The 11,209-nt window shown below is 61.4% G+C and carries 10 protein-coding genes; 3 read left to right on the top strand and 7 right to left on the bottom strand.

What is annotated here, in order from left to right; genetic code table 11:
- Window positions 1-71: 71 nt before the first annotated feature.
- Together N826_RS37160 and N826_RS37155 are read right to left on the bottom strand one after the other, a co-directional pair.
- Window positions 72-1,439, bottom strand: coding sequence for an ISKra4 family transposase (locus N826_RS37160; RefSeq protein WP_044437522.1), 1,368 nt, complete (start codon window positions 1,437-1,439; stop codon window positions 72-74).
- Window positions 1,440-1,483: 44 nt separating this feature from the next.
- Complete coding sequence (locus tag N826_RS37155) at window positions 1,484-1,720, bottom strand: RNA polymerase sigma factor (RefSeq protein WP_052832752.1); 237 nt, start codon at window positions 1,718-1,720, stop codon at window positions 1,484-1,486.
- A gap of 417 nt (window positions 1,721-2,137) precedes the next feature.
- On the opposite strand from N826_RS37155, the gene N826_RS37150 reads away from it, so the two are divergent.
- A complete protein-coding gene (locus N826_RS37150; RefSeq protein ID WP_147041269.1) occupies window positions 2,138-2,383 on the top strand; it encodes an RNA polymerase sigma factor in 246 nt (81 codons plus the stop codon).
- On the opposite strand, the gene N826_RS37145 is transcribed toward N826_RS37150, so the two are convergent.
- From N826_RS37145 to N826_RS43925, 4 genes are all read right to left on the bottom strand, one after another.
- A complete protein-coding gene (locus N826_RS37145) occupies window positions 2,384-2,575 on the bottom strand; it encodes an anti-sigma factor family protein (RefSeq protein WP_044437521.1) in 192 nt (63 codons plus the stop codon).
- Between the two features lie 300 nt (window positions 2,576-2,875).
- Window positions 2,876-4,825 carry a CHASE4 domain-containing protein gene (locus N826_RS37140; protein WP_044437520.1) on the bottom strand — a complete coding sequence of 650 codons (1,950 nt, stop codon included), beginning with the start codon at window positions 4,823-4,825 and terminating at the stop codon, window positions 2,876-2,878.
- A 660-nt stretch (window positions 4,826-5,485) separates the two neighbouring features.
- On the bottom strand, window positions 5,486-5,695 hold the full coding sequence (locus N826_RS37135; protein ID WP_044437519.1) for a hypothetical protein: 210 nt from the start codon (window positions 5,693-5,695) through the stop codon (window positions 5,486-5,488).
- A gap of 101 nt (window positions 5,696-5,796) precedes the next feature.
- Window positions 5,797-6,078, bottom strand: a complete 282-nt coding sequence (locus N826_RS43925; RefSeq protein ID WP_147041270.1) for a hypothetical protein — start codon at window positions 6,076-6,078, stop codon at window positions 5,797-5,799.
- 58 nt (window positions 6,079-6,136) lie between these two features.
- Here N826_RS43925 and N826_RS41060 point away from each other — a divergent pair, with 58 nt between their 5' ends.
- Window positions 6,137-7,171, top strand: a complete 1,035-nt coding sequence (locus N826_RS41060) for a PAS domain-containing protein (RefSeq protein ID WP_052832750.1) — start codon at window positions 6,137-6,139, stop codon at window positions 7,169-7,171.
- Window positions 7,172-7,315: 144 nt separating this feature from the next.
- Here the strand turns inward: N826_RS41060 and N826_RS37125 are convergent, their stop codons facing one another.
- The gene (locus tag N826_RS37125) at window positions 7,316-9,778 is read right to left on the bottom strand and encodes a PAS domain-containing protein (RefSeq protein WP_052832749.1); all 2,463 of its coding nucleotides are present in this window, start codon (window positions 9,776-9,778) and stop codon (window positions 7,316-7,318) included.
- Between the two features lie 880 nt (window positions 9,779-10,658).
- Here N826_RS37125 and N826_RS37120 point away from each other — a divergent pair.
- Complete coding sequence (locus N826_RS37120) at window positions 10,659-11,075, top strand: hypothetical protein (protein WP_044437518.1); 417 nt, start codon at window positions 10,659-10,661, stop codon at window positions 11,073-11,075.
- Window positions 11,076-11,209: the final 134 nt, after the last annotated feature.

Raw genomic sequence — 11,209 nt, 5'->3', positions numbered from 1 at the left:
AGGGCCACCGCACCGTAAACCACCACGGTGACGCCGATTGCCACGATGGGGACTGTCAACGGAATGGGGGATCAGGCAGCCATAGGCAGGTTGGACACAGGATCGGCTTCAGCTTTGAAAATCTGACCGGGCCCAGAACCAAGCTTGCCATTGACGACAGCGCAACGAACCTGGAGCAGGAGGTCAGCGCCGCGGCGGGACCATCGCATCTGCTGGGATTTGTTCATGCGACGGTTGACCAGGAAGTTGGCGGTGCCTTCGGTGATCGACGTGCCGACCCGCAAACCGGCACGGTGGCGTTCAGCATAGTTGACCAGCCAGGCGCTTTGGCTGGTCAGATAGCGGTCGATCTCGCGCAGTGCCGTCCATAGTCGGCGTGACGGCGGATCCGTCTTTCGGCCGCTCTGTTCGCCCTGGAAGACCGGCATGACAGCCCGGATGCGCTCGAGGGTGAGCTTGGCATTCTTGGCCTTGCCATTCCAGATGCGCCAGCGCAGGCGATCGACTTCCGCGACGATCACCACCTTGGCATTCTCTCGTTCCGAGGTGTCAGCCGGCAGGCTGCCGGCTGTCTTCTCAGCATGCTGCAACCGCATGGCGATGTGGAACCAGTCGAGGCCCGGCGAGGCCGTGACACCGGCATCGACCAGGATCGAGCGCAGCCCGGAACAGCCATCGGTGAAGGCGGTAATCCCGGTCTCCTGTACCTGACCAACCTCGGCAAGGCTGCGCTGGATCAGCGCCGCGATCGCGGTGTCGGTTTTGGCGACCGCGGCAAAGACCTGCCGGGATCCATCAGGTGCCTCGACATTGCCGAGCCGGACTTCCAGATGGCGCTGGTCCTCCTCGCAGCTGCGGATGAAAGTGGAGTCCAACGACAAAATGATCGCCGAGGCGGCAGTTGTCGGTTCGAGCGCGGCGCCGTCGCGCAACGCCTCGCCGAACCTCAAGGTGCGGGCACGCATGCTTTCGTGGCTGATGCCGGCATCGACCGGCAGAAGATGTTCGAGCAGGTCGGCGGCTGTCCGGTAGGGCATGAGGGCAGACAGGTGAGCTTGAAGCTGATCGAGTTCAGGCGTCGATCGGCAGCGCGCTGGCCAGTCGACAGCGGTCTCCCTCGTGCCGCAACCAGCACAGCGGAAGCGCGGCAGACGGACGGTGACTTGGCCGAACAGGGTGGCGATCTGGCGCGAACGGTAATCCTTGACCTGGCACACCGCTGCGCATGACCGGCAGGTCGGCCGCCGCGCGGCATGGTCCCGGCACTGCGCCGCGACGAACTCCTGCTGGATGAGACCCAGAAGCTGTTTGCCTTGCGACAGGGTTATACCCAAAGCCGCGATGTCGCCGGGATCATTCCGACTCATGATTTCGAGCACGTCGACACTGCGGTTCGAACCGTCCGATCCCATTTCCACCAAGCGCAAAACCAACTTCATCCTCATTCCCCAGCCGCTGAAACGGACAGCTGGTCATAGCTTGCTCAGCGCAAATCCCCCATTCCCTTGACAGTCCCGTTCCGGATGATCCAATACATCCAGCTCGCGGGCTGTTCAACAGCAGCCAGTGCCTCCGGACAGCTGAGCACGCGCTGACAGGCCGTTTGAACCAGCTCGTTGGCGGCATCGGTCGATCCGGTCAGCGAGCGGGCAAAGCGCCGCAGATCGGGTATCAGGTCGATGATGGCGTGCTGCACATCCTGCTGCATCAGCGAGGTCATGTCCAAATCCGTTGATAAGCGACAGCCGCAATGCTTGTCGATTGGTTCAAGCATCGAAGTTATCGCCGTCTTTCAAATTTGGAAGCAATCAGGAAAGATACTTATATACTTTAAGACTGTTTTTTGTCATGACGGGGGAGTTCAAGGCTTGCTCGTTGGAGAGGGATTCGTTCTCAAAAGAGATGATCAGCCGCTGCTGCGTACCGGCCTATGGCTGCCGTGGTTTGCCCAGCGGCCCCGATCAGTCGGAAGCCCCCTGTGCCTCAGCGCCACAATCGCCAGCAAAGCACCGGATCAGAAACGGGACGGCTCGCAGACCTGCGGCATTTTGTACCGTAAGTTGAAGTTCGATGTGCGGCGGCTATTTCCTCCTGGCTGCCCTACCGTAGTGCGGTTTGCACTTTGCCGGAGACTCTCGTGAGCACCCCACCGTCCCCCTCAACGATGTCGCAGCTCCGGCATGCGGTGGATGCTCTGCCTAGCGACGAGCGCCTGGCAGTTCTGCTGGTCTGTGTCAAGGGCCTGAGTTACCGGGATGCCGCCCGGATCCTTGACGTATCCCTTGCGGTGCTCAGCGCCCGCCTGCTGCGCGGTCGCCTGACGCTGATCGGGACGATGCGGCAAAGCCTGTGCCGGGATGCTGCAGGCGACAGCCGCCTGTGATCACGCGACGGTGCTGCCTTCCGGGAAGGCTTCCTTGAGCAGCCGGTTCAGGTCCTGAAACTGGGCAACACGCTGGCATGCCGCCATATCATGGGCCAGCAGATCCTCGACGGCGTGTCGCTGGTTTAAGTCAAGCTCGCCATCGACATAGGCGAGCAGCAGTATGTCTGTGGGGTGTTCTGTAAATTCCACGATCTTCCTTCCCCAGCAACGGCACAGATGAGCTGGTGTGTTGAGTTGTCATCACTGAAACAAGCCAAGAGAGAGTGTAATCCTTGCAATATGGCAAAAGTCCGCACGCGGAACGCGTACTTCCCAAGCTTTATCGCTCCCCTCTGAAGTAGTCACGGAATATCTGTTGCCCACTGGATGCGGCGACCTGTTTTTTCGTCCGGACAGCCATATGCTGGACCTTGCCCCAGTCCCCCACCTTACATTTCCCTTCATCCTAGTCGGGGCAGGATGTCCGAGGTTGTCTGGCGGCCTCCCGGGTCAGCTGTGCCGGACCTGCTCCGGCGCCTGCTGCGTGCTGTCCAGGCTGAAGGTCTTCTCCTGAACCGGCAAGCGAACGACCAGGGTGGCACCGTGGCCTATACCGTTGCTTCGCGCCTCAATGCTGCCGCCCATGCCCGCCAAGCTGTTGGCACACCAGTGCAGGCCGATGCCGCCTGATCCATTCCGGCGCGTGCTGTAGCCGCGCTCGAAGATGCGGTCGAGCCGATCCGGCGCAATGCCCTGGCCATCGTCGCTGAAACGTACTTCGATCATGTCGACGCCGTTGTGGTCAACGACCCCGCCGTCGACCGTGATCGTGCCGGTTCCCCGGCCGGCGTTCAGCACGGCCTCCTCGGCATTGACCACAAGATTGCCGAACACCTGCGTCAGAATGACGGCGTGGCCCCGGACCGGCGGCAGGGTGGCGACATCCGGCAGGACTGAAAGGCTGACTGCCTCGCCGTGCTGCAGCAGCCTGACCGCTTCCTCCACTATCCAGGCAAGATCGATGGTCTCGATCCGGCGTTCGGCCCGGCTGAAGCGCTCGTGATCCTGGAAGACCTGCTCGATATGGGTGGTCTGGTCGCCGATCACGGCAAGGTCGGCCCTGATCGCGTCATGACTGGAATGCAGGTTGTCAACGCACGCCGTCAGGTAGGCCGTGGCTGGGACACAGTCCTCCCGGTCGGCCGTACCGGCCGCAAGCCGTTCGACCACACTCGCCATCCGGTCAAGGTGGATCCGGTCGAGGGCGCGGCCGATGTTCCACAGCTTGATCGAGATCGGCGTCAGCGCATTACGCACGTTGTGGGTCATGCCGCTGACCAGCTCCGCGGCACCAGTGTAGAAGCTCTGCTCAATCAGCCTATTGCGGGTTTCCTCAAGCTGTCTCAGCGTTTCCTCGAACTCCCGCCCCAGGACGGTGATCTCGTCTTCTCCAACAAGCGTATTGGAGCCGCACCGGACAGCTGCTCCGCGCACCTCCAGGACCCGCTCCAGCAGTGTTGCAACCGGCCTGACAACGGTGCGGTTGAGCATCGCCAGCATTGCCAGCCCAGTTGCCGCCAGCACAGCCGTCATCAGCCCCAGCACCAAATTGACCATGCCGGTGCCGGCGGCGCTGATCCGGCGGGAGTAGCTGGTTTTCAGCACCAGGACCGGATTACCCGCCATGTCCCTGAGCCGGACGTCGACGCTCAGGTGATCATCCTCGACCGTGATCCGGGTTTCCTCACGCTCAGCACTCGCGTCGCGTGGCACCAGCTCTCCGGTCGGCTCCTGGAGCACTCCCGCCGCCGACGCACCTGAGCCGACCGGAGCCAGGGTAAAGCGGGTGTGGACCTGCTGACCGAGTTGATCGACCAGAGTGTCGTCGAGGAACCGGCCCAGGATCAGGAGACCGGCGTCGGGACCGCTGCCGTTGGCCCTGAGGATAGGGACGGCGGCAACCAGCAGCGGACCTTTGTCGGTCATCAAAATGCCGGACGGCACCTCCTGTCCGTCCTGCTCCTGCGTGAACAGGGCCATCCGGTCAGCCGGCAGGCGGTCCGACAGGAAGCCGGCAGGATCGATCGAGTGCCCGGTGGCGGGATCGAGGGTCCCGCCCCAGGTGACCGTGCCGTCCCGCCGGACGAAGTACATGAGATTGACCTGGATGCCGCTGAAGCTCTGGGGCACGAGGTTCTGGCTGATGAACTCCTCGACATGCTGGCCCCGCATGAAGTCGTAGCTGCTGTCCCAGCGCGCCCAGTCGAGGGCCGCGGCTTTCAGTTGGGCGAGGTTGCCGGCGATGGCGTCGACGGCGCGGTCGGCGTTGCGCACCGCGAGCGTGCTCTCCAACGTCCTGAACTCCGTGGCGACAATCAGGTGGAGGATCAGCGTGTTGCCAATCACGAGAACCGCCGTGGCGGCTGCCAGGATAAGGATGACCCGGTGGATCAGACGCATGGAGGGAGATCTCCTGCGATTGGGCGGATGCTGCCCGTCCGCCGGGCAGCATGAACTGAAAACGGCTGATCCCGGACCGGCTATGCCGGGATGGTGCCAAAACCCGCAGCAGCAGTACCGGGGAGCTCCCGTGCAGGTGCTTTTCAGTCGGAAGAATGTCTTCCGGAGGAACGAGCCCGCACGTGTCGGCTGTGATTGGATATGGGCATCTGTGACAGTGCTGCTGGTGGGACAAATCTCCATGGAGTTGTGCCGGGAACCGATACCTGAACAGCCAGCTGACCCGCTAGTATCCGCCTGTTGATCGCTGGCTGACGTCAAAGGCAGCCTGTTACCGAAATGGTTAACATTCGGTTAAACAGCTGCCTGATTGTATGCGCTTATCGCTCCGGTCACCCAACACCCGCAACCTGGTAGACCATGGCGATGTCCTTCGGGTGGTACATCGCGTCAGCCACAATCAACCTCCCGTGCACCTGGCTCGGCTTTGAAAGTTCGCGGCATTACAAGCCTGCCCCACCGTGGCAAGCAGCTGCAGACTGTGGAGTTTTGCCTTGAAAATCCAACAAGCACCCGACGATCAGTCCGATTGCTGTCAGCGTTCTGTTTTAGAGAGCGATTTGTCTCGCCGGCAGGAGAGATTGCTGGTCGGGATTTTCCTCAAGGCTCCCGTCCGCTCCGGCAAAGTACGCGTTTCACTTCCACCTGCGCCCGAAGCCGTGATCCAAACCGTCGTCTGTCCAGAACTGCCGCTCCAGGGTCCGCCGCGAAGAACTGGTAGGCGCCATCCTCCTCCCGCAGCAGGATGCCGGCTGCGCTGCCGTCGATTTCCAGGACACATCGATCCGGGCCATCGTGATTCTCAGCCATATCCCTTTCCTTTCGATTAGCCCTTGCCCGCTTGATCCGATTTGACTGACGGTCTTCCTCAACAAAAGCGCGCGGTGTTACCGGCATGTCTTTGACGTATGTCAAAATTCAGGATGGATGGAAAAAATGGAAAGCTGCGTCGACACGGCGATGGGGGCTGTAGCCAAGCTCATCCTGACCGCGCTCAAGCAGACAGGGCTGGGATAAGATTGCTGCATTCGAACCTCCAGGGCTCGGGAAACGTTCATCAGCGACGACCCAAAGCGGGACGCTTCAGGCAGATCGATGACCTTTTCCGTTTGATCTTTGGCCACAAGGCGGCACAAACCCGGTTCATGCCCTGTTGCCTGCCATAACATCAGCAACCAGTTCGGCTTGAACAATGTGACCACCTCCAAAGACGCCCCTCAAACCCTGAGTTCTGTCCGGACGCATCATAACATGGAGGCTTGGCCCTTCGTCGCCGTGGTCCAGGCATCTCACACCCCGACGGAGCTGACCGATCCGCAGCAACCTGACAACCCGATTGTCTTCGCCAACGAGGCTTTCCTGCAGCTGACCGGCTATGGCCATGACGAAATCGTCGGACGCAATTGCCGCTTTCTCAGCGGACCCGGCACTGACTGTGAGGTCAGCGATCAGGTGCGCACCGCGATCGAGCAGGGGCGTCCCGTCAGCGTCAGGCTGCTGAACTACCGCCGGGACGGCTCATCCTTCTGGAACCAGCTGCACATCAGCCCGATCATCGACGAAGCCGGCATTGCAGCCTACTTCGTGGGTTACCAGCACGACATCACGCGGCAGGTCGAGGCTGAGCAGGCCCTGCAGCAGGCCCGCCGCGAGCTTGAAGCACGGCTGGCTGAGCGGGAGAGGCTGATCCTCGAGATCCATCACCGGGTCCGCAACAATCTTCAAACAATCATTGCCCTGCTCAACCTGGAAGCCAGGCGGGGCGCTCCCCCTCTGCGCCGGCAGTTCGCTCTGATCACGCAGCGTGTCCGTGTACTGGGCAGCATTCACGAGCAGCTGGAGAACTTCGGCCAGTGGACGGCGATCGACTTCGGCCGGCACCTGCGGGAGACCTGCGGTGCGCTGGCGGTTCTGTTCGAGGACAGCGTCGCAATCGCGGTCGAGGCCGAACCGCTGCTGTGCGATATCCAGGCCGCCGTGCCCCTCGGCCTGATCGCCAACGAGCTGATCGCCGCGCAGTGCCGGCACTTCGGCAATGGAACGGCAGAGCCGGCCACGATCAGGGTTGTGCTCAGGCGCCGGCAGGAGACTGGCGTCGTCGAACTTACGGTCGGCCCGGCAGCAACCGGGCAAATCTCATGGTCAATCGATGATGCGTCGCAGACCAGCGACATCGTCGATGTTCTGGTTGAGCAGATCGGCGCCGACCTGGCTCTCGATCCGGATGCTGGTCTGACCGTCAGGCTGACTGTCCCTGCCGATTACTTCGCAATCGAACCAGACTAAACCTGAGCTCGTCAACCCGAACTGCCGGCTACCCGGTCCCGACGACCGCACCAGTATCAAAGTCGCCGCGCGGCTGACCGTCTACAGCGCCAGAGACATATCTCATCCGGACAGCAGAAACCTGGCCCTCGAAGTGGGCGCAGTTTAACTGGTCCCTGGATGTTCCTGTATCGCCTGGCGCAGCACGCGCGACAGCTCCTCGACCGTGTAGGGCTTCCGCACCAGCGCAAAGCCATGTCGACCCTCCGCGATCAGCACGTGGCTGTACCCGGAGGCAAGCACCACCGGAAGGCCCGGGTACCGGCGGCGGATCTCCCGACCAAGTTCAACCCCGCCCATCCCCGGCATGACCACGTCGGAGAACACGGCGTCGAAGTTATGCTGCTGGCCCAGCAGGTTGAGCGCCTCATTGGCGCTGGCTGCCCAGGTCGCCTGGTAGCCCAGGTCCTGGAGCAGCTGCGTTGAGAAGATGCCGACCTCGACGTTGTCCTCCACGACTAGCACCCGGCACCCACGTCCATCCTCAGGCGGCAGCGCTCCCGGTGCGTCAGCTGGGATAGTGTCCGCCGCCTCGTGCTCGACCCGCGGCAGGTAGAGCGTGAAGGTGGCGCCCCTGTTCGGGTCACTATCGACGACGACGTCGCCGCCCGATTGCTTGACGAAGCCATAGACCTGGGACAATCCCAGGCCCGTGCCCTGGCCAATCTCCTTGGTGGTGAAGAACGGCTCGAAGATATGCTCCAGCTTATCAGGCGCGATGCCAGTGCCGGTATCGTTCAGCGAGATGGCAACGAACCGGTCCGCTTCGTGCCTGTGTCTCCGATGCGCGGACAGGCCGGATACGCTCCTGATCCGCAGTGTCAGGACACCCTCGCCGTTCATCGCGTCACGGGCGTTGACGGCCATGTTGACCAGTGCCGTCTCGAACTGGCTGATGTCGGCCTCGATCAAGAAATGCTCGTCGGTAAGGTCGGTCACAATCCGGATGCGCCCACCCACGATGGTGCGCAGCATGTCCGCCACGCCGCGCACCTGCCCGGCTACGTCGAATACTTCAGGCTTGAGCGGCTGGCGGCGCGCGAAGGCGAGCAGTTGACCGGTGAGCTTCGTGGCGCGGTCAACCGTCTCGGTGATTGCATTCAGATAGCGCTGCCGCCGGTCCGCGGTGAGATCAGGCCGGCGCAGGAAGTCGGTGGCGGAGCGGATGATGGTCAGCAGGTTGTTGAAGTCGTGGGCCACGCCGCCGGTCAGCTGACCGATGGCCTCCATCTTCTGCGCCTGGCGGAACTGCTCCTCGGCCCGTCGCCGCTCGGTCAGCTCGGCGGCCTCCGGCACGATGGCGATGACCCGCCCGGTTTCATCGCGTATGGGACGCATCGAGAAGTCGAACGCCCGCTGGCCGGTCGGGAGATTCACGACGATCTCCCGGCGCACCGTCTCACCGGCCACGACCCGCGGGATGGCCGCACGCACTGCCTCGGGCATGCCGGGCGTGCCGGTGAACCAGGGTGTCTCCCAGAAGGGTTGCCCAACCACATCCCCGATCCTGGCTCGAATACCCTCAAGCGAGGCCGCGTTGGCGTCCAGAAGCGTGCCGTCCAGCGCCATCAACCCCTGGTACTGGTAGCTCGTCTCGAAGATGGCGCGCAGGCGGGCCTCGCTGGCCTGGAGCCTGGCGGTGCGATCAGCAACACGCGCCTCCAGCGTGTCGTTGAGCTGCTGCAGCGCCTCCCGCGCCCGGTGCGCGTTGGTGACGTCGTAGCCCTCAACGAAAATGCCGGTGACTTGGCCGTTCGCATTGATCACCGGCTCGTAGATGAAGTCGAGAAAGCGTTCCTCGGGCGCGGCATCTGACATGGGACGAAGGCGAATTGGGACATCGTGGGCAATGAACCGTTTGCCGGTGGCATAGACCTGATCGAGCCATTCGTAGAACCCCTGCCCGACGATATCGGGAAATACCTGGCGCACTGTGCTGCCGACGAAGTCGCGGCCGCCAAACAGCCGCGCGTAGGCATCGTTGACGAACTCGAAGACGTGCTCGGGGCCGCGCAGGATGGTGATGAAGCCCGGCGCCTGCTTGAACAGCTGCCGCTCCGTCCCGGCCGCCAACCGATGCCTGGTGAGCACCGGGCCGCTTGTCTGCGGGCAAACGCAGAACAAGCCGGCAAGCGTGCCGGTATCATCGCGGATCGGTGTGCAGGAGAAACGCATCTCGTCCGGAGAGTCGATGTGGTGCAGGACAAGCGCGTTGTCGTCGATCGGGAGCGCCTCGCCGGTACAGGCTCGTGCCAGGACAGGTTCAAGGTCGTCCCGGAGTTCCGACCAGACTTCCAGCAGGGGCCGGCCCAGCGCCGCCGGGTGTTTCGGTCCCATGATCCCGACACAGGCGTCATTGTAGAGCAGGATGTGCTCCGGTCCCCAAACAACGAACATGGGCTGCCCGGCACCCAGGATCAGGGTGACGAGGGTGCGCAGTACTGCCGGCCAGTTCTCCGGCGAACCGAGAGGCGTCAGCGACCAGTCGAAAGTGCGCATCAGCGTGCTCAGTTCGCCGCTGATGGCGAAAGCTGGGTCAGGAGCGCTTCGCTCAGGATTGTCGGGCACAGGGACCTCCGCTGTGGCAGCCGATTGCCGCCTTTGGCCGATAGGTGAGATAAGCCTCTTCTTCGATTTCTCTATGATTTGGTCCAAGGCAAGAGGGTGACATGCCAAACCGTTACGAGTGGATCGCCGCATAGTTTCGGGAGATGTGATCTGCCGTCGATGAATTTGGATGCCGGATTGCCCATATGTGGGTCACGCCAAAAACTGTGCGTAGCTGTACGACAGAGAAGAACCTAACGTAAACATACGGTGCTGCGGATCAGGTGACTGCGATGAATTTCTCTTTGGCCTGCGGAGCGGCCGGAAGGTGCGGGTGACTTTCATGGCGGAGGAGGCCAGAATGGGTATACCGAACCGGGCCCACCGTAGACGGCATGGTCAGGAATGGCAAAGCCGATGTAAGTTGGCCATCTATGTTGGCCATCACCGGGTCGTCAGCATGAGGCAACCGAGCGGGAGATCGCGGCGCGGTGCCGGCGCTGCCAATCCCAGGTTTCCCGTTGGCCGCTGGCGATCGAATCCTAAGGAAGATACAGGAGCCCGACGTCGAGTTGCCGATTGGTTCTTCTGTGTCGTACAGCTACGCACAGTTCTTGTCGTGACCCCAGGTTCACCCATATTACCGCTGGATAAAGCTCCGGTAAGTTGAGACTAAACTTTTCATGTGTCGCCCCTGCTGGCAAACGCCGTGACTGCCTGAGCGTAGCTCAAACTCAGCTTCTTCAGGACTTTAACGACCGCTAACGGCTTGCTCAGGCGCCTGCCGATAAAGCCACCATGCGGTCGGACTAAAAATTCCAGTTATTTAACAGAGCAGCCGGGAATGGAATCGAGATGCCACTGTTTTAGAATTCAGCAATGAATCACATCGGAAATTGTTATGAGATGGAAAATCTACTTTTTTGTCGTTGTCTTAGCGGTTGGGATCAGTGGTAACGCTATCGCCCAGTATAGCAACACACCAGCTGGCCAAAACTACGATGCCAAGATTTTGGGCCATACCCCCGCTGATCTCCAAGGCCGAACTCTCCAAACATCGTCCGGCGAGTCTTTGGGCAAGTTTGAAGGTATCGTTCGCAGCGGACCGAGCGTATTTGGCGTTGTGTCTTTGCTGAACAAGGCTTCTCGTCACGTTGTCTCGCTGACAGAGTTCAGGATTGACCGGGAAGGCCGAATGACGACCTCGCTTTCCGCTGAGGATATTGCTTCGAAGGAGAAATATGAGAGCGAAATCGGATACCAGGAGGTCGCGGGCGACGACATGACAGTCGGTGATGCAGTGAGTTCGTTCGACTAGCAGCCTGTCGGACTTAGGATCTGATCCAAAATAAGTGAACAGGATTGCGACCTCTTCGAGTAGATAATTTTCGGATGGCATGACGTCGTGTAGGTTCATCGGCATGATCGATGAAGCCTCTGTTCGGCGTCAGT

It is taken from the genome of Skermanella aerolata KACC 11604 (genome assembly GCF_000936425.1).
Lineage (GTDB): Bacteria > Pseudomonadota > Alphaproteobacteria > Azospirillales > Azospirillaceae > Skermanella > Skermanella aerolata.
This window is presented reverse-complemented; position numbering and strand designations above follow the sequence as displayed.

What these genes read in the sequence shown, in the direction of transcription:
- N826_RS37160 (WP_044437522.1), bottom strand. Translation starts at nt 1,439, where the DNA reads ATGAAGTTGGTTTTGCGCTTGGTGGAAATGGGATCGGACGGTTCGAAC.
- N826_RS37155 (WP_052832752.1), bottom strand. Translation starts at nt 1,720, where the DNA reads ATGACCTCGCTGATGCAGCAGGATGTGCAGCACGCCATCATCGACCTG.
- N826_RS37140 (WP_044437520.1), bottom strand. Translation starts at nt 4,825, where the DNA reads ATGCGTCTGATCCACCGGGTCATCCTTATCCTGGCAGCCGCCACGGCG.
- N826_RS37135 (WP_044437519.1), bottom strand. Translation starts at nt 5,695, where the DNA reads ATGGCTGAGAATCACGATGGCCCGGATCGATGTGTCCTGGAAATCGAC.
- N826_RS41060 (WP_052832750.1), top strand. Translation starts at nt 6,137, where the DNA reads ATGGAGGCTTGGCCCTTCGTCGCCGTGGTCCAGGCATCTCACACCCCG.
- N826_RS37120 (WP_044437518.1), top strand. Translation starts at nt 10,659, where the DNA reads ATGAGATGGAAAATCTACTTTTTTGTCGTTGTCTTAGCGGTTGGGATC.